The sequence below is a fragment of the Enterococcus sp. R12 genome (assembly GCF_058135755.1).
The window spans coordinates 76,962-99,232 of sequence record NZ_CM176874.1 but is presented as its reverse complement, the minus strand read 5'-3'; the positions used below and the strand labels follow the sequence as shown (position 1 = coordinate 99,232).

18 protein-coding genes are annotated in these 22,271 nt (G+C 46.4%); 6 read left to right on the top strand and 12 right to left on the bottom strand.

The window, feature by feature from the left end; genetic code table 11:
* Positions 1-92: 92 nt before the first annotated feature.
* On the bottom strand, positions 93-902 hold the full coding sequence (locus ACTW1R_RS00435) for an aldo/keto reductase family protein (protein ID WP_005226570.1): 810 nt from the start codon (positions 900-902) through the stop codon (positions 93-95).
* A gap of 172 nt (positions 903-1,074) precedes the next feature.
* Between ACTW1R_RS00435 and ACTW1R_RS00430 the strand changes: the two genes are divergently transcribed.
* A complete protein-coding gene (locus tag ACTW1R_RS00430) occupies positions 1,075-1,467 on the top strand; it encodes a YbaN family protein (RefSeq protein WP_005226569.1) in 393 nt (130 codons plus the stop codon).
* Positions 1,468-1,549: 82 nt separating this feature from the next.
* Here ACTW1R_RS00430 and ppdK read toward each other — a convergent pair whose 3' ends face one another.
* Complete coding sequence (gene ppdK, locus ACTW1R_RS00425; protein ID WP_121260404.1) at positions 1,550-4,183, bottom strand: pyruvate, phosphate dikinase; 2,634 nt, start codon at positions 4,181-4,183, stop codon at positions 1,550-1,552.
* Positions 4,184-4,373: 190 nt separating this feature from the next.
* On the opposite strand from ppdK, the gene ccpN reads away from it, so the two are divergent.
* From ccpN to ACTW1R_RS00410, 3 genes are read left to right on the top strand one after another with little or no spacing between them, the layout of a single operon-like run.
* Positions 4,374-5,009 carry a transcriptional regulator CcpN gene (gene ccpN, locus ACTW1R_RS00420; RefSeq protein WP_005226566.1) on the top strand — a complete coding sequence of 212 codons (636 nt, stop codon included), beginning with the start codon at positions 4,374-4,376 and terminating at the stop codon, positions 5,007-5,009.
* A gap of 12 nt (positions 5,010-5,021) precedes the next feature.
* The gene (locus tag ACTW1R_RS00415; RefSeq protein WP_005226564.1) at positions 5,022-5,840 is read left to right on the top strand and encodes a pyruvate, water dikinase regulatory protein; all 819 of its coding nucleotides are present in this window, start codon (positions 5,022-5,024) and stop codon (positions 5,838-5,840) included.
* On the top strand, positions 5,830-7,701 hold the full coding sequence (locus ACTW1R_RS00410) for a fructose-1,6-bisphosphatase (RefSeq protein ID WP_489927371.1): 1,872 nt from the start codon (positions 5,830-5,832) through the stop codon (positions 7,699-7,701). Before ACTW1R_RS00415 ends, ACTW1R_RS00410 begins: the two co-directional genes overlap by 11 nt.
* Before the next feature lie 33 nt (positions 7,702-7,734).
* Here ACTW1R_RS00410 and ACTW1R_RS00405 read toward each other — a convergent pair whose 3' ends face one another.
* The 7 genes from ACTW1R_RS00405 to ACTW1R_RS00375 all read right to left on the bottom strand — a co-directional run bounded on the left by ACTW1R_RS00405 (position 7,735) and on the right by ACTW1R_RS00375 (position 16,723).
* Entirely contained in the window at positions 7,735-8,148 is a 414-nt protein-coding gene (locus ACTW1R_RS00405; protein WP_010748527.1) for a phosphate-starvation-inducible PsiE family protein, read from the bottom strand.
* 301 nt (positions 8,149-8,449) lie between these two features.
* The gene (locus ACTW1R_RS00400; RefSeq protein WP_015508723.1) at positions 8,450-9,016 is read right to left on the bottom strand and encodes a hypothetical protein; all 567 of its coding nucleotides are present in this window, start codon (positions 9,014-9,016) and stop codon (positions 8,450-8,452) included.
* Positions 9,017-9,283: 267 nt separating this feature from the next.
* Complete coding sequence (locus tag ACTW1R_RS00395; RefSeq protein WP_005226556.1) at positions 9,284-9,787, bottom strand: general stress protein; 504 nt, start codon at positions 9,785-9,787, stop codon at positions 9,284-9,286.
* A 241-nt stretch (positions 9,788-10,028) separates the two neighbouring features.
* Entirely contained in the window at positions 10,029-12,131 is a 2,103-nt protein-coding gene (locus tag ACTW1R_RS00390) for an SH3 domain-containing protein (protein ID WP_123833493.1), read from the bottom strand.
* Positions 12,132-12,352: 221 nt separating this feature from the next.
* Positions 12,353-13,582: an L-lactate MFS transporter gene (locus ACTW1R_RS00385; RefSeq protein WP_005226552.1), complete on the bottom strand. Its 1,230-nt coding sequence runs from the start codon at positions 13,580-13,582 to the stop codon at positions 12,353-12,355.
* 90 nt (positions 13,583-13,672) lie between these two features.
* Entirely contained in the window at positions 13,673-16,099 is a 2,427-nt protein-coding gene (locus ACTW1R_RS00380; RefSeq protein ID WP_270276466.1) for a flavocytochrome c, read from the bottom strand.
* Positions 16,100-16,117: 18 nt separating this feature from the next.
* A complete protein-coding gene (locus tag ACTW1R_RS00375; RefSeq protein WP_005226550.1) occupies positions 16,118-16,723 on the bottom strand; it encodes an NADPH-dependent FMN reductase in 606 nt (201 codons plus the stop codon).
* A gap of 263 nt (positions 16,724-16,986) precedes the next feature.
* Between ACTW1R_RS00375 and ACTW1R_RS00370 the strand changes: the two genes are divergently transcribed.
* Positions 16,987-17,901: a LysR family transcriptional regulator gene (locus tag ACTW1R_RS00370; protein WP_489927370.1), complete on the top strand. Its 915-nt coding sequence runs from the start codon at positions 16,987-16,989 to the stop codon at positions 17,899-17,901.
* A gap of 63 nt (positions 17,902-17,964) precedes the next feature.
* On the opposite strand, the gene ACTW1R_RS00365 is transcribed toward ACTW1R_RS00370, so the two are convergent.
* The 3 genes from ACTW1R_RS00365 to ACTW1R_RS00355 all read right to left on the bottom strand — a co-directional run bounded on the left by ACTW1R_RS00365 (position 17,965) and on the right by ACTW1R_RS00355 (position 21,186).
* On the bottom strand, positions 17,965-18,906 hold the full coding sequence (locus ACTW1R_RS00365) for an FAD:protein FMN transferase (RefSeq protein WP_005226548.1): 942 nt from the start codon (positions 18,904-18,906) through the stop codon (positions 17,965-17,967).
* A 137-nt stretch (positions 18,907-19,043) separates the two neighbouring features.
* Positions 19,044-20,252 (bottom strand): NAD(P)/FAD-dependent oxidoreductase, encoded by a 1,209-nt coding sequence (locus tag ACTW1R_RS00360; protein ID WP_005226547.1) that lies wholly within the window; start codon positions 20,250-20,252, stop codon positions 19,044-19,046.
* A 31-nt stretch (positions 20,253-20,283) separates the two neighbouring features.
* A complete protein-coding gene (locus ACTW1R_RS00355; RefSeq protein WP_005226546.1) occupies positions 20,284-21,186 on the bottom strand; it encodes a prenyltransferase in 903 nt (300 codons plus the stop codon).
* A gap of 93 nt (positions 21,187-21,279) precedes the next feature.
* Here ACTW1R_RS00355 and ACTW1R_RS00350 point away from each other — a divergent pair, with 93 nt between their 5' ends.
* A complete protein-coding gene (locus ACTW1R_RS00350; RefSeq protein ID WP_005226544.1) occupies positions 21,280-22,260 on the top strand; it encodes a polyprenyl synthetase family protein in 981 nt (326 codons plus the stop codon).
* Positions 22,261-22,271 lie beyond the last annotated feature (11 nt).

Here is a 22,271-nt window from a genome sequence, read left to right as displayed (position 1 = left end):
CATGAAGGAGCGTTGCGACTGCATAAAAATAGCCAGCACGGAAGTTTCCGCACTGGCTTCAGGTTCCCTTTAATGGGACTGCTTTTTATTGCCTATAATTCTTTGATGACGGCTTTTTCTTCCGCAGTTAAAGCGAAATCAAAGAGCGCTAAATTTTCGGCTTGATGTTTTTCTGAATGGGATTTCGGAATCACGATCACCCCACGCTCGATTTGGTAACGCAAGACCACTTGGCTCCAGGTTTTTTGATACGCTTCACCGATTTGGGTCAAGGTTTCCCGTGCCGCTTCTGAAATCCGTGAAAGTGGCCCCCAGGCTTCTGGAACTACCTGATTGGCTAAGGAATAGGCGATGATCGCATCGTTCCACTTGCCTGGATGCGATTCGATTTGATTGACCGCTGGTTTGATCCGACTGTTTGCCAATAAATAGCTAAGTTCTTCTTCTTGGAAATTGGACACCCCGATCGCTTTTAAGACTCCTTTATCGACATAAGCCTCAAGAACCGCCCAGACAGCTGCGATCTCTGCCAAGTTGTCCCACGGATGATGGATCAAATAAAGATCGATCGATTCCGTCTGCAAGGCTGCTAAACTCGCTTCGACAGACGCTTTCACGGCAGCTGCATCTTGCGTATGCTCTGGTTTGCCAGGAATCTTAGAAGTCAGGAAAAATTCGCTGCGGTCGATCCCGCTTTCCTTGATGGCTTTGCCAACCACGGCTTCGTTGCGGTAAGAAATCGCCGTATCAAAATGCCGATACCCAAGCTTGATGGCAGTCAACAGCTCTGTCGTATCATCATTGATCGCACCTTGGTATTCTCGGTTTTCTTTCCCAAATGTATTCGTCCCACTGCCGATCACTGGAATCTGAATGCCGGTATTCAATTCAATCGTTTCCATGCTGCTTCCCCCTTTGTGTTGTTTCTAGTCTATCAAAAAAGCAGGAGTAAGGGGAAGAAAAACTCTTATTGCCGCTAAAAAACGGGGAAAAACACAAAACGCATGTTCAAGCTGCCCCTCCTCCGTTATACTGAGGGTAAGACACGAAACACCCAAATAAGGAGGGTTACTTTTGAAAAAAACACTATTTTTTCTTTGTGGATCACTGACATTCGGTCTAGGTACTTTAGGAATCTTTTTACCTTTCTTACCCACAACGGTCTTTTACTTGCTGACGGCTTATTTCTGGCTGCGGAGTTCCGATACCTATTATCAACGCTTGGTTCAATCAGAAAATTATCAAAAATACATTGAAAAACCACTCGTACAAAAACAGCTGAGCACCAAGGGAATGGTTCGGATGTTTGCCATGATGCTGGTAGTCTTTGCAATTCCTGCACTATTGATCCCTAATCTGCTGGTACGTTTCGTCCTCGCTGCCATCTACCTCGCCCATGTCATTGGGATCACTTGGTATTTAAAAGGACGCAAACCCGCGATTCAAAAAACGGATCAGCCCCTGTAAGAACGACGCTGCACGAACACACCGTAATCCACCAAGCAGGCGAGCCTTGCTAGTGGACTGCGGTGTATTTTTTTCTCCTATTTTAGCGGGAGCCCACTGACGCCTCTTCGATGATGGGGGCGGATTGGGCGATCGCTAACCAGGCAGCAGGGATTCGGTATGGGGAGCAAGAAACATAGTCGATGCCGATCTCTCGCAAAAATGCAATGGAATAGGGATCACTACCGACTTCGCCACAAACACCGATCGAGTGCTCTGGCTGACGATCTCTTACGCCAGTGATCGCTTGGCGCATCAACGTGCCAACACCCGCCTGATCTAAGTGCTGGTAAGGATCTTCTTGTAAGATCCCCGACTGCAAATAGGCTTGAATAAAGCTGCCTGCATCATCCCGCGAAAAGCCAAAGGTCATTTGGGTCAAGTCATTGGTACCAAAACTAAAGAACGCAGCATCTTCAGCACACTCCCCAGCGATCAAGCACGCTCTAGGTGTCTCGATCATCATGCCGATCTCGATGTGCAACGGTTGCTGCAGGGTTGCTTCTGCTTGAGCGATCACCTGCGTCAACGTCGCTTTCAACACCTGCAGCTCTGCGGGCAAACTGATCAGGGGCAATAAAATCGCCGCCTCTACCTCGACTCCTTGCTGCCGTAATTCCACAGCCGCTTCACAAATCGCCGCTGTTTGCATTTCATAAATTTCTGGATAGCTCAGTCCTAAACGGCTGCCGCGATGCCCCATCATGGGATTGACCTCTTGCAGCTCGGCAATTCGCCGCTCGATCACTGCCAATGATTTTTGACTGCGGCGAGCCATTTCAAGGCGTTCATGCTCATGGGGCAAAAATTCATGAAGTGGCGGATCTAATAAACGAATCGTGCACTTCTTTCCTTGCGCGGCCTGCAGCATTTCTTGGAAATCGGCTTTTTGATAAGCCTTGATCTCAGCCAACGCCTTCAATCGTTCCGCCTTCGTTTCTGCCAAAATGACTTCCCGCATTTTCCACAAACGCTCTTCCCCAAAAAACATATGCTCCGTCCGTGCCAGACCGATGCCCGCTGCCTCAAAGGCCAGCGCAGCCTCAATGTCATTTTTTGTTTCCGCATTTGCGTAAACCTTTAGATCTGCCTGGGCTTGTGCCCACGTCAAAAGCTGATCCAGCAAGACCCGCTCCTGGACACTGGTCATAGGCAGCTGCCCTTGATACAGTTTGCCAGTGCTGCCGTCTACCGAAAGCACGTCACCTTCTTCAATCAGCAGCTCACCACAGCGAGCCTGCTTCAAAAATACATCGACACTTAATGCCTCGCACCCTACCACACAGCAGACCCCCAGACCACGGGCGACCACCGCCGCATGCGAAGTCATCCCCCCACGAGCGGTAATGATCGCTTCACTCACCACCATGCCTTCAATATCTTCAGGTGAGGTTTCCTGCCGCAGCAGCAGGACTTTTTCTCCTGCGCGGTTGGCTTTTTCCGCCGCCTCTGCAGTGAAATAGACATGTCCTGAAGCTGCTCCTGGACTAGCCGGCAAGCCCTGCGCAAAGGCTTTGGCTTGCTGTAAGGCTTCGGGGGCAAATAACGGGTGCAGCAATTGATCGATCATTTCTGGTGTGATGCGATCTAGTGCTTGCCTAATAGTGATCCGACCTTCTGCGACCATATCCGTTGCGATTTGCGCTGCGGCAGCGGCGGTTCGTTTGCCGTTTCTCGTTTGCAAGACAAACAGCTGGCCGTCATCGATGGTAAACTCAATGTCTTGCATGTCTTGATAGTGATCCTCCAAACGCTCAGCCAGTTGCTTTAATTCCTGATAGATCATGGGATGCTGCTGTGCCAACGCTTGGATCGGTTGCGGTGTACGAATCCCTGCAACCACATCTTCCCCTTGGGCACACACTAAAAATTCGCCGAAAAGTCCCGGTTCCCCGGTTGCTGGATTGCGGGTGAAGGCGACACCCGTCCCGCTATTTATCCCGCTGTTACCAAACACCATTTCTTGAATCGTTACGGCAGTCCCTAGATCGTCAGGGATGCGATGGAGAGATCGGTAGGTCTTTGCCCGTGGGTTGTTCCATGAGCGAAAAACCGCCGTGATGGCTGCCAACAATTGCTGAAACGGGTCTTGCGGAAACGCTTCTTGAGTATGTTCCATATAAATACTTTGAAACACGCGGCAGATCATTTGCCAATCATTGCCGGTCATCATTTGGTCTGACGCATAATTCTGCTGTTTCTTATAATCTGTCAAGTAGGCTTCAAAGTGCTCTTTTGCTACACCTTTCACCACATCCCCATACATTTGGATCAAACGGCGGTAACAATCATAAGCAAAAACGGGGTCCCCCGTCTGCTGAGCCAAGCCTTGGACGGTTTCATCATTCAACCCAAGGTTTAAGATCGTATCCATCATCCCTGGCATGGAAAACTTAGCCCCACTGCGGACAGAAACCAACAACGGCGACTGCAGTCCGCCAAATGTTTTGTTCCTGCGGACTGCCAATTCTTCGATGGCAGCTTTGACTTGCTTGATGATCGCCTCAGGAAGAACCTGTTCTTCTAAATAGGTCAGGCAAATAGTCGCAGGGACGATAAATCCCTGGGGAACAGGCAAACCCAAATTGGTCATCTCCGCAAGATTTGCCCCTTTCCCGCCTAATAGTGCTTTTTGCTCTTTTGTGCCTTCTGAAAACCATACGACTGCTTTTTCCATCATGTTCCTCCTTTTAAATGTTATATACTATTTCGATTAATTAGCAGTATATAGTATGACACATTTAATCGTCAAGCTGAAAAAAGAAAACTTTTAAGGGATTTATCCTTTTTAAAAGAGAAGGATTGCCTTTTTATTCGGAAAATCATATAATTAATAGCATAGCACATAAAAGAAAGAAGGTGACACATTGGAATTAAGCCAAAGACAAATGAAAATCATTGAGATCGTCAAAGAGCATCAGCCGATCAGTGGGGAGACCATTGCGAAGCAGTTGGGCTTGAGCCGCGCAACCTTGAGGAATGACTTATCGATTTTGACCATGACCGGTTTATTAGACGCCCGACCGAAAGTCGGCTATTTCTATACAGGACAAACCGTTGAGCCTTTGCTTTTCGAAAAACTCTATCATACCAAAGTTGCAGAAATCATGATCCCACCGTTGCTGATCTCACAAACGGTCTCCGTTTATGAAGCGGTCACGACTTTGTTTATGTACGATGTCGGTTCCCTCTATGTCAAAAATGACCAAGACGAGCTGATTGGGGTCCTCTCCCGCAAAGACCTACTGCGCTTTGCGATCAGCAATGCCGCACCAGAAAAAACACCTGTAGCGATGATCATGACTCGCATGCCAAACATCGTGACCATCACACCCGAAGAAACGATTTTGACGGCTGGTACGTTGTTAGGGCGACATGAAGTCGATACCTTGCCTGTGGTCGATCCGCAGGAACCAAAAAAAGTCATCGGCAAAATCACGAAGACACGGCTGATGAATTACTTTATTCAAGCAGGCAATGACAGTGACAACACACACTTTTAGGGGGCAAAAACAATGAAGAACGTTCGAATATATTTGATTTCAGATTCCGTAGGCGAAACGGCACAAAAGCTGATCGCAGCCGTTTCCGCGCAGTTTCCCACGATCGACCTTTCAGACATCCAGCTCTTTCCCTTTACTAATGATGAAGAGAGCTTAGGCGAGATCCTCAAAGATGCCTTGCTAGACAAATCGATCGTCGTTACCACCTTAGTCAATAAAGAGTTAGTCGCCTTTGTTGATGCCTTTGCCAAGCGGACTGGTTTGCAGTATGTCGACTTTATGTCGCCCTTGACCACGATGCTGGAAAAAACATTCGGTGTAGAAGCCGTCCAAGAGCCTGGTGCCTTGCATCGCTTGAACCAAGCATATTTCAGCCGGGTGGCAGCGATGGAATTTGCGGTGAAATACGACGACGGCAAAGACCCACGGGGATTTCTCGATGCTGACTTTGTCCTCTTAGGGGTTTCGCGAACCTCGAAGACACCATTGAGTTTATACATGGCAAACCGCGGCTACAAAGTGGCAAATCTGCCTTTGATTCCTGAAGTTGCTTTGCCAGCCGAAGTGCACCAAGTCGACCCGCGAAAAATGGTCGGTTTGACCACGAATCCAGAATCTCTGACCGAGATTCGGCGATCCCGAATGCATTCATTGGGCTTAAAAGAAGAGACCCATTACACCAATTGTGAACGAATCGAAGCAGAATTAGCTTACGCGAATGAATGGTTCAAAAAGCTGAACATTCCGGTGATCGATGTCAGCAAACGCTCCATTGAAGAAAGCGCGATGCTGATTGAAGAACAAGCCAAAGAACAGGCCCATGTTCAATAAAGACGCCTTGGCAAACCTGACCGAGATCATCAACTTGGAAGCCATCCAGCAGCTGCCGAAAGCCACCGAGCACTTTGTCAGCGATCTGCATGGTGAATACGATGCCTTTGACCATATTTTGCGGAATGGTTCTGGCAGTATCCGAGAAAAAGTCGAGATTTTGTTTACTGGCGTCTTGACGAAAGAAGAACAGACCGAACTTTGTTTTGTCATTTATTATCCAGAGGAGCTATTACAAGAACAGGCATGGACCCCTGCCGATTGGCGCTTAAAGATGGCACAGCTAGTGAAAGTTGCCCGCTTTACTTCCAGTAAATACACACGCTCCAAGGTACGCAAAGCACTGCCGTCTTCTTTTGCTTATATCTTAGAAGAACTGTTGTACCAATATGATGCTGACTTCAATAAAGAAGCTTACTATCGGGCGATTTTTGATAAGATCATTGAATTAGAGGCAGCCCCGCTTTTTTGCCAAGAACTGGCGTACTTGATTCAGCGCTTCGTAGTGGATCATCTCCACGTCTTAGGCGATATTTATGATCGCGGACCAGCGCCAGACAAAATCTTCGATCGCTTGATGACTTTGCCCTCACTGGATATTCAGCTAGGCAACCATGATATTTTGTGGATCGGCAGCTTTTGCGGCTCGCTGCCCTGTTTGGCCAATACGATCCGCATCGCTGCTCGCTACGGCAATCTGGCATTATTACAAGATGGTTATGGGATCGATCTATCAAAAGCACTGGCTTTTAGCCAAAAATATTACACAGAAAATGAAGGCTTTTATCCGCAAAAAACAGTGGACCCTTTATCAAGCCAGCAAAAAAAAGCAGCCATGCTTTTGCAACAGGCGTTTGCCATCATCCAATTCAAAGTCGAAGCAGCCGTGATCCAGCGGCGACCAGCATTTGCGATGGCAGAGCGCTGCTTGTTGCATCGCTTGTCTCAAGATCGGCAACAAATCCAGCTAGACCAGACCTATCCTTTGATCAACGGCTGTTTTCAACTAGTAGATCCCGATGATCCTTACCGTTTGACAGCAGAAGAACATGAGGTACTGCAAGATTTGCTGAGCCAATTTCAACGCTCGCCCCGCTTAGCTGCGCATATGCGCTTTTTAGTTGAGCATGGCACATTGTACCAGCGCTTCAACGACAACCTGCTGTATCACGGCTGCCTGCCTTGTCAGGAAAACGGCGATTTCCTGGCCTTTACTTTCCAGCAGCAGCCCTTAGCAGGCAAAGCGTTGATGGACTTTTTTCAGCAATGTTTGCAGGAAAGCTTTGTCCAACCAGAAAAGCAAACAGACCTTGCCACCGATATGATCTGGTATCTTTGGTGCGGCGAAGGCTCTTCCCTCTTCGGCAAAAAAGCCATGAAAACCTTTGAGCGCTACTTTATAGCAGATCGCAACACCCATACGGAACAAAAAAATGCCTATTATTCTTTAAGGGAAAACGAAGACTTCTGCTGCCGTGTCCTAGCTGCCTTCGGTCTGCCGCCGACAGGCCACATCATCAATGGCCACACCCCTGTGAAAGTGCGTAAAGGTGAGACGCCCATCAAGGCAAATGGTCGTTTATTGGTGATCGATGGCGGACTCTCTCGCTCCTATCAATCCGTCACAGGCATTGCTGGTTACACGCTGTTGTCAAATTCCTTCGGCATGACCTTAGCAGCCCATCAACCCTTTACAGATCGCCAGCAAGCCATCCAGCAGCGACGTGACATCGTCACTCAGAAAAAAATCGTCGTGCGGCAAACGGAAAGAACAACGGTAGGGCAAACAGATATCGGCAAGCGGCTGCAGCAAGAAAGCCGAGTGCTTTTTGAAGAATTAAAAAATCATCCGATCCCTTGACGAGTCATTCGTCAACCAATCGGATGATTTTTTTTACAGTCCTTTAGAACTATGAAAGGCTTTGAGTTTTTCCAACGCCTGCAGCACAATGATCAAGACCAAGATCGCTAAGGCCAAAAAGAGCGTTTCTAACCCTTTTCCTTGTGCCAAAAGCAGCTCTCTTAAAATTGCTGTAATACTGATCAAAATCAAGTAACGCACCGGAATATGGTGACCTTCTTTTACGTAACGCAATAACATCAAAATAATTTCCAGTAAAATAAACAATGTCGCGATCTCTTCGATCAATAAGGAAAGATCACTGACTTCATGCAGCGGGATCACATGGACAACGATTTTATAGATCGCTTCCGCCATCACCACCAAAACCAACAGAACCAACAGTCCTAACATAATATCAACAATCACACTAATCATTTTTTCGAAGTGCTTAAAATACTTTCCCATAACACCCCTCCTCGCACTTATTATAGCGAAACTGTTCAAAATCACTTTACGATATGCTTGCAAGTGCAGCTTTTTTTAGGAAGGAAGAAAATAAACACGCAGGACTGAGGGTAGTCGCTTTTTTCACTAGTCAAAAGGGATAGCTGCTTTCTGCGACTTTACGGAAACACAGCAACGAAAAAGCCTGTTTATAGCAATGGCCGGGCGTGACCTCCTTCACACAAGCAAATAAAAAAGCTAGGCATAAAGCCTAGCTGAAATGGTGCCTTTGGATTGGACTGGTTTTCCTTATAAACTGGGATCAGTTGACTCCTTCGACTGTTAGATCAACGTTTTCACTCGTATCTTCCGCAGCTTCGTCATCGCTATTGGAGGTTTCCGAAGACGGTTCAGTCGTTTCACTGCTGGAGCTGCTTGTTGTAGTACTGGTCGAACTCGTAGACGAAGAGCTTGAAGAACTGCTGCTAGCGCTACTGCTGGAGGTATCGCTGGTGGTCGTTGAGCCGCCACTCGGCGCGGTACTCGAACTGCTTTCGCTACTTGCAGAAGTACTGACGCTAGGCTCTGTCTCTACTTCGCTTACAGAAACAGACGTGCCTTCATTTGTCGACGCTTCGATCGAGCGACTAGTCGTTGAAGACGGTGTATACGAACTAACACTGGCTTCATAAAAAATCTGACTGGAATCAGAGGTTTCTTCGATACTGCTGCTTGCGGTCTGGTAAGGTGGCTCGGAGGAACTACTGGAAGAATCTCGAACAAAGGGCGCGGCAACAAAGGCATTGGCATCTTGATTGATCGCCACACTCAAAAAAACCGCAACAAAACAACTGACTAATGCCGACTGCATATTGAACTTGAATTTCATCGCACTCCCCATCCTTTCCCAAAAATATGGTTGGACCTTCCGTCAATGATCTATCTCATTCTTATATTATACAAAAAAAAGCAATCGTCAACAAATTAAGTTTTATTTTCAAAGATGACAAAGACATGAATGCCCGTTGCGCAACAAAAAAAACCGAGGGCGACGGTCGATCACCTGCGGGCCCATCCCTTCACTAAGGGTTGGCAGGTGCGACGGATGCTCGTTCCTCTGGCTTTAATGGTTCCTTTACTTAAGAAATTCTTTTACTTATAAGTTTCGCAGATGATTCGGGTCATGGATCGGTGCTTCAATATCACTGTCTCCCATGCGCGGTGTTGGATGAACGGACTCATCGGGCATCGCTGTTTCACCTGGTAACGGTTGATCGATGATTGGCTCAGTATCTGCATCACGATCCGTTATTTTGTCCATCGGCTGATAATCGTAGACGCCGACAACGAGTTTGTCTCGTTCGATGTCATCTCGGTAGCCGTATAATGGATCATGTTCATCGTCTCTGTGATCTGAATCGCCAAAAGAAAACGCATCTTTGATTTTTTCCCAAAGCGAACGATCTTCGTCTTCACTAGCAGCATGCTCCACTTCCACATCATCGATGGATTCTAACCCAAATTGATCGATGACTGTTTGATTCGCATACAGCACGATATCGTCTTTGCCATAGCCTTCGTTTGTCAATTGCTCAATAACCGGTAATACTTCTGTTCGAGTGTCGTAACTGCCAATAATCGTTAGGTTTCTGTTGTGCATGTGAAATCCTCCTTATTTTGTGTACGCTTCGATTGTTCTGGTTCTGAAGCAATTCTTTTAAAACTAGCAATTTCTATTGCTTCTTTCATTCTAACGCAGGGTTCCCTGATTGACCAAATAGTTTGATTGCGCTTACGAAAAACAAGTAGTTTCTTGATAAACCGCTAGCAGCTTAGTGAACGCTTGATCCAGCATAAAAAACCGCGTGAGCCAATGGCATACACGCGGTTGCTTTTGCTTATTATTTGGAAACGATCAACTTTTGCCCGACATAGATCGTATAGCTGCTGTTGATCTTGTTCCATGATGCGATTTGGCTGATGCTGGTGTTGTATTTTTGTGCCAGTGACCATAGGCTGTCACCTGATTTCACCGTGTGCGTCTTCGTTGAACTACTGCTGGTATTCGTATTAGAAGACCCACTGCTAGCAGCTGTCAAGTAGGCACCGCTGACCCAGCCTTTGCCAGAAACATAATACCATTTGTTCGTGCCATTGACGGTCGTCCCGGTTTTTGTTGCGGTAACCGTGACGGTTGCCCCTTTACTTAAAGAACCAGTAATACTGCTGCTGGTAGAAGCATCGGAACGAACATTTAAAATATCGGTGGTTTTCATTTTCTGATTTGTCGTCGTTGAACCGCTGTTATTGGAAGAGCTGCTGGTTGTTGTCAAGTAGGCACCACTGACCCAACCTTTGCCAGAAACGTAGTACCACGTTTTATTGCCTTCCACTGAAGTGCCGTTCTTTTTCGCTGTCACGGTAACGGTCACCCCTTGACCAAGCGTCGTCACGACACGGCTGCTGGTAGAAGCATCCGAGCGGACATTCAATGCGGCCGTCGTCTTCATTTTTTGATTGATGCTTGAACTGTTGTCTTCTTTTTCTGCTTCAGAAGCATTATTGTTGGTCACTTCAGTAAGGTAGGCACCGCTGACCCAACCTTTGCCAGAGACATAGTACCAATTTTTGTTGCCGTTGACTGATGTGCCGGTTTTCATAGAAGTGGCTGTAAAGGTCGTGCCTTTGCTAAGTGATCCTACCACTGATCCGCTAGTAGAAGCGCTGGAACGAATATTCATCGCTTCCGTCGTCTTCATTTTTTTGTTGATCGTCGTGCCAGAATTGCTATTGTCAGAACCGGTGTTGCCTGATCCGCTATTGTTATTTGAAGAATCGGTCGAAACCTTCGTCAAATATGCACCGCTGACCCAGCCTTTGCCAGAAATTTTATACCACGTGGTGTTGCCGTTGACGCTGGTGCCCGTTTTGGTCGCCGTTGCCGTAAACGTCGTATTGGCTGCTAACGAACCAGTAATAGAGGCACTGGTGGAGGCATCCGAACGAATATTCATGGATGACGTGGTTTTCATTTGCTGATTGATCGCTGTTTCATCACTGACGATCGTTTCATTGCTATTGCCGCCGCCTGCATTTGAGCTGCCAGTGTCATATTGCGTTAAATTATACGTACTGATCAAATTGTTTAATTTGCTGGCATAAGAAGTATCGGTTGCATACCGCCCTTGCAGCCAAGCGGTCGCTTGCGTGTAAGAGGTCGTATTGCTTTTCCACGCACCGCTGTAATAGTAGTTGCCGCTAGAAAAACTCGTGTTGCGCAACACATACGCATTGTCTTCAAAAGACTCTTTTAATGATGGGTATTTCCGAAACTTGGCGCTGATCAAATAATAATTGCCTGAACCATCATCTTCATACGTATCCATTGTCACGTATTGGCCATTATAGCTACCTTTGATCCCAAACATATTGTTGGCCGTGGTCGTCAAAGTTGATGCGCCCCAGCCAGATTCCAAAATCGCTTGTGCCATCATGACAGAGGCATACAGATCGTTTGCTGCCGCTACTTCCGTTGCATAGCCGCAAATCTGACTGATAAAGGCAGCCGGATCGATCGTTGCCCGTGAAAATAATGCCCGACTGGTCAAATCCGAAAGGGCTGATGGTACTTCATCTGCTTCTAAGACTTCATCACTAGCGACTGTTGTGCTTTCTGTCGTCGCTGTTTCTGATCCCTCAGTGACTACTTCCGTCCCTGACTCCTCCGTCGTTTCCGAAGTTTCTTCGGTCACAACAGGTGCTGTCGTCGATGCTGTCGTTTCCTCAACCGGTGTGCTGTCGGTTTCTGGTGTAGTGTTTGTTGTTTGTTCAACGACCTTGAGGTCATTGCTAGTTTCTGTCGTTGCCGTTTCAGCCGCATGCCCTAAGGTCGGGATAAACGTTGATCCCGCTACTAAAGTAGTAGCCATCGTAATACTTTTTTGGGTATATTGTGTGCGCTTCAAGCGCTTTTCTAAGCGGCGTCGTTCTTTACGAATTGTCATTTAATCCCTCCGTCGTATTAGCCTTTTTTTATTGTAACACGATTTATTAAAAAATGGGGGGTTAAGATGAAAAAACAGTGAAATCAACGAGATAATTTCTTGCTATGAAACAGTTCTCTCTTTTGCTTCATCCGCCAATCCTCTGTTTTAAAAAAAGAAAAAAGAGTGGTTTTGGCACCAAAAAAGCAGCCTTTATCAAAAAGACTGCTTTGGTTGAATTGTTATTTAATAACAGGTGCGGGCTTTTTGGCTTTTTTCAGCATCGCATAGCCAATGTTGAGAACGAGCCCAAAAACCGCCAAGAAAATTGCTGTATAAAAGGCTTTTGTATAATCTCCTTGGTTACTTTCAGCGATTGCTGCTGCCACTCTAGGCCCAAAGAATGCCGCCGTAGAATAACCAATAAAGACGATTCCATAGTTGACTCCTTGATTGATCGGTCCGTAATTTTCCATAACGATCGATGGGAAAACCCCCATCACGCCCCCGAAGCACAGTCCTAAACCGATGATCCCGACAGTGAAGATCACGGTTGTTTGACCAAGCGTTAATAAGAATAAGGACAATGCCACCACGCCATAGATGATCATCAACGTATTCGTCCGACCAATTTTATCAGAAACGGTGCCCCAAAGGACACGACCAAAACAGTTGCTCAATGAGTACAAGCTGACATAAAAAGCAGCGGCGGCTGCCGTCAAACCGAACATACTTTGCCCGATCACTGATGCGTTAGAAGCAATCATCAAACCTGAGAAAGCCCCTGCCCCTAACATAACGATAATCAAGTAGAAGGTTGGGGTCTTTAGCATGTCCAACCAATTCAGATTGATTTGTGGGCCATTTTTCCCTTGCGCAGCTGGTTGCCAACCTGCTGGGCGATAATCTTCTGGTGCCTTGCGAATAAACAGACTAGCCACTAAGACGATCACGATATAGGCGATCCCTAAAATCCGAAACGCTGCTAGTACATCTTGTGATTCGATCAAACGATTCGCAATCGGTGCGGCAATAATCGCTGCCCCACCCATACCTGCTGTGATCAAGCCCGACGCCAGTCCCCGTTTATCCGGGAATAGCCGAATCGTATTGCTTAAACAAGCCGAATAGGCAAAGCCTTGCCCTAAACCAGCAAAGACTCCATAAGTCAGGTACAACATGGCGGGTGAGTTGACCAATCCCGTCAAGAAGAAGCCCGCTCCGAACAACACGCCTCCACCAGCGATGACCCATCTAGCGGCTCCTCGGTCTGTCAGCAAACCACCCAAAATCATGGTAATCGGGCCAACTGCGGCATTGATGGTAAAGGCTAACATGATCTCTTCCATGGACCAGCCTTTTAATTGACTAAGAGGTCCTGCAAAAACACTAAAGGCGTAAACAGCGCCCGTACACAGCAATACCGCGGTCGAAGCGATCAGAATCAGCCAGCGATTGATTTTTGTTTCCATTTTTTCTCTCCTTTGCTTTAAGCATGTTACTTTATTCACATGTTTTTTCAAAAGCTAGCGCGCGTGACGAAACACAACGCGCAAGGCTTTTTATTCGAGATGTTCTGCGACTGCTGTTTTTCCAGCAATTCGGCCAAAAGTAAAGATATCTGTCAACGAGTTGCCGCCTAAGCGATTGCCAGCATGGATCCCCCCAGCAACTTCCCCTGCTGCATACAGCCCTTCAATGATTTGATCTTCCTTCGTCAACACATGGGTTTGCGGATCGATCTTCAATCCCCCCATCGTGTGGTGAACCGCTGGTTTTCTTGGTGTGGCATAGAAAGGTGCTTTTTCCACTTTCAAGTCGAAGACATCCTTGCCAAACTCTGGGTCCTTCCCAGCATCCACATAGCTGTTGTATTTCGCAACGGTCGCCTCTAAGACGGCTGGATCAACATTGATCTGCTCTGCCAGACCAGCCAAGGTCTCACTGCGGAACAGCGTACCAGCAGCTACTTGCTTATCGATTTTTTCTTGGCTCGTGTTATAAGCGGTTTTCTTGATCTCTTCATCCGCGATCAAATAGAACAATCCGCCATTATCGATCGCCGCTTGGGTCAATACATCGCGACTTTCGTATTCATTGACAAAGCGTTCACCCTTTTGATTGACCATCACAAAGTTAGCAGGTGGCACTTGCAGGCCACTGAACAAAGCCCCTGTGTTTGGATCAGATACGGGCATCATTTGCGAAAAGCCCATGCCAACAAGGTCCGCGCCAGCACTTTCCCCTAGTTTGATCCCGTCACCAGTGATCGCTGGTGAATTTGACGTTTTGATATCGTCTTCGATCTCTGTCCAATAGGTATTGTATTGTTTCAACATTTTCGTATTCGCTCCGAACCCACCAGAAGCTAAAATCACTGCTTTGGCATGGATCGTGACTTTTTGACCGTTACGGCCTTCCCCGATGATTCCAGTAACCTTGCCATCTTCGATCAATAATTCTTTGACAGGCGTATCGGTTAAGATCGTTCCCCCATGTTCTTTCACGAATTGATGCAAAGCAGAGACAAAGGCATACCCTTCGTTTTTGACTGGTTTATGTCCTCGGCGCCATTTCGCTCCTACTGGCATATCGACATTGTTCATATCAAATTCTACGCCGATTTCTTCTAGCCATTTCACTGAGTCCAATGCTTGATCCGTCAAGATCTTCACTAGCTCGTATTTCCCATAGATCGGTTGACCATTCAAATCTTTGCGTTTTCCGCCTAAATAGGTTTGAATTCGATGCCACAAAGCAGAATCAAACAAGTATTCTTTTTCTGGCGTCGTTTCTGAAAGATACGCAGTGATTTGTGCCTTCAAAGCTTTGAAGTCTGGTAAGTATTCTGTATCGATCTCTTGCTCATCGATCGTCAGCACTTCTTCTAAAGCACTGCGTTCGCCAGGCAATGCGGAAAAGCCGTTTTGCCATTTTGGATCCGCGGCATTCATCGGTCCGCCAGTACGTACAGTATTGCCACCGATCGCTGGGAATTTTTCTACTAAGATCACATCTTTATTGGCTTGCAGCACACTGGCAGCTGCACTCAGACCCGCACCGCCGCCACCTACGACAACGACATCGGTGGTATACGTTTCATCTTCTGTTTGCAAAGCACTGGCGGCTTTTGGCCGTTTGCGCAAGACATCTGGGTTCGCACCAGCCATTTTCACGGCTTTTGCTACGCCATCAACGACACCGTTACTAGTAACCGAAGCACCAGAGATCGCATCGACATTTAAGGTTTGCCCTTCAATGATCTCTTGAGGAATCCGTACGAAAACGACATCAGCGATCCCTTCGGATTCACCAGAAGTATCGATATCGATAGCTTCGATCCGTTCTTCGCTCAATTTGACGACCATTGGTAGATCCCCATTATGTCCTGGTGCTGTGACGGTGTATTCGCCAGGCTCATAAACGACTTCTTCTGGTACGTTCAACAAATTAGCGACTTCCGTAAACCGAACGAACTTGCGGAAACAGCTTTCCAAAAAATCGACCGTTCGTTGATCTTTTAAATTGCCTTGTTCATCAAAGGCTTGATGGGCACGTCCCAGCAAGAACTCATTTCCTGGCATGACTGTCGCATTGACACCCGGTGCATCAAGGATTTGGCGCAAATGAAGCTGTGCTCGCGAAGAGCCTTGTACATCGTAGGATGCACCGACGATCATTACCGGTTTGCCATCAAAGGGATGGAGATTGAAGGAGAGCCATTCCAAGACGCTTTTCAATGCGGAAGGAATCGAATGGTTATGCTCTGGTGTCGCAATGATCACCCCATCGGCTGCTAAAATCTTGCTATTTAACCGTTGAATCACTTCACTATTGGTTTGATCTTGTGTTTCATTGAACATTGGGACATCCTTGATTTCCAGTAGTTCAATTTCTGCTAGGGCAGCAAATTCTCGCTGCATAAACGCCACTAATTGGCGATTGGTGGATTTTTTGGCGTTCGTTCCGATTAGGCCGACAAATTTCATGACTGGTTCCTCTCTTTCTTATGCTTGTTCCCACGAAAATTTCTTTGCTCGTTCTTTAGCCGTTGAATATTCACTGACCAGACGGTTCGTGATTTCGACAAACAAGACAAATTCATTGAAACAATCTTCTAGTTCGGCAACTTTTTCGCTATCGATCAAGTTTCCTTGTTCATCGAAGGCTTGCATGGAGTGCCCTAATAAAAATTCCGCACTCGGCATGATTCGAGCTTTTACTTCTGGTGCATCTAAGATCTGACGCAAGTGGGCTTGGGCTCTCGATGAACCTAATGCACCAAGAGAAGCACCCGTGATCATCACTGGTTTATCGATCAAAGGCCGCGTCGTATAAGAAAGCCATTCAATCATGCTTTTTAGCACCGCTGGGATCGAGTGATCGTATTCTGGTGTACTGATGATCACCCCATCTGCTGCTTCGATCTTCTCTGACAAGGCTTGGACTGCCGCTGGTGCCGTCCGATCTTCTGGTTCATTAAATGCTGGCAGATCACTGATTTCGCAAAGTTCGATCTCCGCTTGGTCACTAAAATGGCTTTGAATAAATTGCAGTAAGCGACGGTTGGTCGAACGCGTCGAGTTGGTTCCTACGATTCCAATCAATTTCATTATCATCTCTCCTAATTGTGAATAATTTAACATTTAACAATAAATAAAAAGTTTTTGACCATTGGCTTTGATTTCTTTTTTCAATCGTTTCTCAAGTTGGTTTTTAAGACCTACTGAGATGAAAGGCTTCTTTCTAAACAAAAAAATCTTCCCCAAGTACCCATTTAGTGTACGACTGAATTCTTTATTTGTGAAATATTTATTTAACTATCTATCGATAACAAATTTGTTATAATGAAAAAAATGACTAGGAGGACCACGCAATGGCACTTAAAGATTCCCATCTGATGCTGCAATACCTCGATACCTTGTTAAAGCATAGCAACTATACCAAAGCCGCCAAAGACCTCTACATCTCACAGCCTTACTTGACACAAACCGTGAAACGTGCCGAACAAGAGCTAGGGACCCCCATCATCAATCGGCAGCCGGGTCATTTTCAACTGACGGAAGCTGGTAAAATCTATTATCAATATCTGGAAACCTTGGAAACAGAGTCTGCCAAATTGAAAAGTCGGCTGTCTTGGTATACCGCGACCGAGAAGCGTTCTTTGCGCTTAGGCATCTTGCCTAGCCTTGGTTCCTATGTGCTGCCACTCTTTTTGCCTGCATATTATGAACACTATCCCAACGTACACTTTTTCTTACGGGAAGACCTGCCGAAGCACAATGAAAAACGACTTTTGAATGGGCAGCTGGACTTTTTTATCGGACAAAATCCTGAGACGATCGCACCGAATCTAACAGTCCACAGTACCAATCAAGAACGGTATCTAGCGATCATTCCGCCTTGTTCTCCCCTGTATCAACCAGAGAAGCGGTATTTAGCACCTGATTCATTGGCAGTCAAAGACTTGCTGCAAAGTCAGTTGATTTTGACTGCCAGCGGCTCGGCGATTCGGCGCCAAATCGATCAATTGCTGCAAAAATACAAAGTAGAGGCGACCGTTCTCATAGAAAGCAGCAATATTTATACAGCAGCAGCATTGGCAGAAAACAACCTTGGGATTGCGATCGTACCAGAAAGCGTGCTGCAAGCAGCGACTGCGACTCCTTTTAATCTTTATCCGATGCCAGAGGAACTCTTGTCCCTCACCTATTTTATTGCCCATCAAGCCGAACGGGCATTGTCAAACAGCGAAGCCGACTTGATCGAGACCTTTTTGCAACACGTCTAGCTTTCTTTTTTACAAAAAAACAAGCAGCGACCACCTATATTCCTAGGTGATCGCTGCTTGTTTTCATTCTGCTGTTGGCGTTTCGATCAAACGGGCTAATTCTTGCGGATAGATCAGTTCTCCTTGTTTGGTAATGACTAACCCAGTGATCCCTTCTAACGGCGCCAGCTCCTGCAAGATGGCTTGTGGCTCTTTGCCGAACAAGCGGGTCGTCCAAATCTCTCCATCAACCGATTGGTCGGAGAGAATCGTGACACTGGCAATGGCTGACTCTAACGGATAGCCCGTTTCTCGATCAAAAATATGATGATAGGTCTTGCCCGCTACCTGATAGGTTCGTTCATAGATCCCTGATGTAACGACTGATTGATTACGAACCTTCAACGCTGCGACAAAATTTCCTCTTGGTAAGAAAGGGTTTTGGATCCCGATCCGCCAATAGCCATCTTGGTGGCTCGGGGCATCGCCGTAAGTCACCACATTGCCTCCAAGATCGATCAAAGCGGCTGTGACACCAACCTGTTTGAAATAGGTCATCAACAAATCAGCAAAATATCCTTTTGCCACAGCCCCTAGATCAAGCTTCATGCCAGCAGCTAACCCGACGGTCTGCAGCGTTTCATCCAAAATGATCTTGGCAGGATCAGTCTTTGGCAGCAGCTCCGCGATTTTCTCAGGCGTTGGTAGATGGGCATCTTGGAACCCGATCCGCCATTCCTGCACCAAAGGACCGATGGCAATATTTAAGTAGCTATCTTTGGGTACGCTATGGGCTTTCCCTCGTGCGATCAATTCAAACAATTCCTGTGTGGCAGCGATCGCTCCTTGTCCTGCCTGCTGATTGATCTGCATCAACTCCGACGTCGGGTCATTGGCACTAAAACGCTGTTCAAAGGCCGCAGCTCTTTTGGCTGCTTCCTCTAAGATCGCTTCTGGGGTTTCATGCTGCACCCAAATCGTGATCACCGTTCCCATTCCCTGTAACACTCGTTGGCATTCTGGCATTGTCCTTGCTCCTTTGTTCTGTTCTTTTGGCTATCATAGCAGTTTCTGGGAGAAAAAAGTAGTCTGCGGGATACCGCTGCTGCTTTTTTTTGAAAAAAAACTGCGAGGTCACCCTCGCAGTCTGCTGTTTCTATTGCTCAATGATAAAAGTCGAAGCGGCCTTTCGCCAATACTTCTTTGACCCCACCGGTTTGGTACAAGGAACGGTCCATAATGGCTTTTTTCACCACGGAAGCGGGATAGCCTTTGATGCCCATTTTCCCTACTAAGCCAAAGGCATGGGTATTGCCGATCGATGCCACTGAACCTAATGATTCAAAGTGGAAATCTGCTGGTTTTTCCCCGTTCATTTGACGTAAGATGTTTTTACCCGCATGCTGCCCCATCTTCAAAGCGATTTGAGCCGTTGTTGGATACGGGCGATTGGTCGCTGGGTCCATGACTGCTGAAACATCACCGACAACATAGACGTTACTATGATCAGGGTCTGTTAGGTCTTGATTGACCATCACGCGACCACGACGAGCAGAAAAGTCTGATTCAGCCATCACATGGCTGCCGCTGACGCCTGTGGTCCAAACGATGGTTTTGGCTGATAATTCTGCTGTTGCTCCTGTATCGGCATCATTTTGATAGACAACGACACCTGGTTTGATTGCTTTGATGGGTTTACCAGTCAGGAAGTTTACGCCCCATTTAACGAGATTTTTGATCCCGTAATCCGATAGTTTTTCATCAAACATCGGTAATAAACGAGTCACTGCTTCGACACAGTACAGTTTGATGTCTTCTGGTTTGACACCTGCTGCTTTCGCGAAGGTTTTACGGTTTTCCACCAATGAACCTAGCAATTCGATTCCCGTGAAACCAGCACCGCAGACAACGATTTTTAAGTAGTCAGGATTTTGTGTTTCTTTGTATGCCTTCATTTGTTTCAACAAATGATGATAGATGTTTTCTGCGGAGTCGACATCCACCATTTCCAACGCATGCTCCTCGACACCAGGGATCCCAAATGATTCTGATTCAAAGCCTAACGCCACGATCAAATAATCATAGGTGCACGTGGATTGATCTTTAAAAACGATCACTTGTTGGTTACGATCGATCGACGCCACTTCCTTTTGAACAAAGGTAGTCTTTTGGGGACGAACGACATCATTGATGGGATAGCAAATGCGGTCTCTTGGTTGCGTACCGGCCGCAACTTCATGAAGATCGGTTGCCTCATAATGATAATCGTTTTTGTCGATCAATGTGATGTGAAACGCTTCTTTTGCTCCTTGCAGTACGTGCAATGCTCGCAATCCAGCATACCCTGCTCCTAAAATGACAACTTCCTTCATGTTTCCTTACTTCCTTTCTTTGCTGTAAAAATTATAAAATCAAACCAATCGCAAAACTCAGCACTTGTACGCATGCTCCGACCGCAAGGATCCGAACGGCACAAATGAAGGTCTCTCTTTTGATTTGTTTTTGCATAAATCGTTTTGTCTGCTGCCAGACAAAGGGCGCCGCGAAAAAGGTCAGAACCAGTGACCAAGGCGCAATGTTGAGGGCAACTGAGGCAATGATCGCAACAAACGCCAAGACGTTCATCGTGATAAATAATTTCAACGCACGGGCTTTACCAAGGTAATGCACCAGCGTATAGCGCTCATTTTTTTCATCCTCTTCCAGATCACAAATGTTGTTTGCCAGCATCAAGTTGGCGATCCATAATGTGTTGGGTAATGAGATCAAGAAAATACTGCCAATCGTGGCAATGTTCCATTCAAAGGTTTGATAGGCATTAAGGTAGACACAGATCAACGAGATCATAAAGCCCATCGTAAAGCCAGAAAAGAACTCGCCTAAAGGCAAACTAGAAAGCGGCCGTGGACCAGAGGAATAAAAGATCCCGACTAGGTAACAATACAGCCCCATCCAAAAGAGCGGCCAACCAACCACCATTGCCAAGGCGATTCCCATGGCGGCGGAAACGATGATCATGGAGACCATCAACCAAAAAACCAATTTGACAGACAACTGTTCCCGACCAATGATATTGGTTTTTTCTTTGTAATCATGCCCTTCTGTGGCATGATGGTAATCGTTGTAGTTATCTAAAATATCCACCGCCATATTGAAGATCAGCATGGCAATGAAATACAATAGGACATAGCCAAGATGAATCGTTTGATAATTGTACCAGCTGTAGCAGACACCAATGAAAAATGGCAAAATACTGGCGGTTTTTGCTTTAAATTCGACGAGTTCTAAAAATACAGGTAGCGTCACAACTTCACCTCCTTTAGTGAGTGCATTAAACTAGTCAATCACGCCCCTTTACGCTAGAATAAGGGCTGAATGACTGTTAGAAAGGGTTATACTATGTTTGACTTTTGGATCGATTATCCGACGATCGAACAACGATTGAAAACCGTATGTTCCATCATTGAAGAACACGTTACTGTTCGTAACAAAGAGATACAAGATGTTTTGATCGACTTTACTTATTCAGGTGGAAAAATGCTGCGGCCAGCGCTCTTTTTTTTGTTTGCTGACTTAGGCGATCCCCATTATAAAAAAACCGACCAATTAACAAAAATTGCTGCTTCTCTAGAAATTTTACACATGGCCACTTTGATCCACGACGACATCATTGACGATTCGCCGCTGCGGCGCAGTCAAGTCACTGTTCAAGCCAAATACGGCAAGGATATCGCGGTCTACACGGGTGATCTTTTGTTCACCCAATTTTTTGAGCTTTTGATCGAAAGTATGAATGGCTCCCCGTTTTTAAAAACCAACGCACAAGCCATGAAACGACTCCTTTTAGGTGAACTTGATCAAATGCACACTCGCTACAACATCCATGAATCGATTGACGACTATCTGCAAAGCATCAACGGCAAAACCGCTGAACTGTTTTGGCTCGCTTGTCTCGAAGGCGCTCATTTTGGCGGCCTCGACACAGAAAACCAAGAGCGGGCGGGTGAGATCGGTCGCAACATCGGGATCGCCTTTCAAGTATTCGACGATATTCTCGACTACACCTCTGATAGCGGCACTTTGAAAAAACCGATTCTAGAAGATTTGGCGCAAGGGGTCTATACCTTACCGCTGCTATTTGCCAAAGAACAGGCACCTGCAGCATTCGCTCCTTATTTGAATAAAAAAGCAGCACTCTCCTTGGCAGAAGCCCAAGAAGTTGCGGATCTTGTCGTTCGTTACGGCGGTGTCGAAAAAGCGCGCGCTTTCGCGGTCACCTACACGCAAAAAGCCTTAGACGACATCGATCTGCTGCCCGAAGCACCTAGCAAAGCCAAAATTCGTTCATTAACTGAACTGCTCTTGCAGCGCAATTACTGAGCCATAGAGCA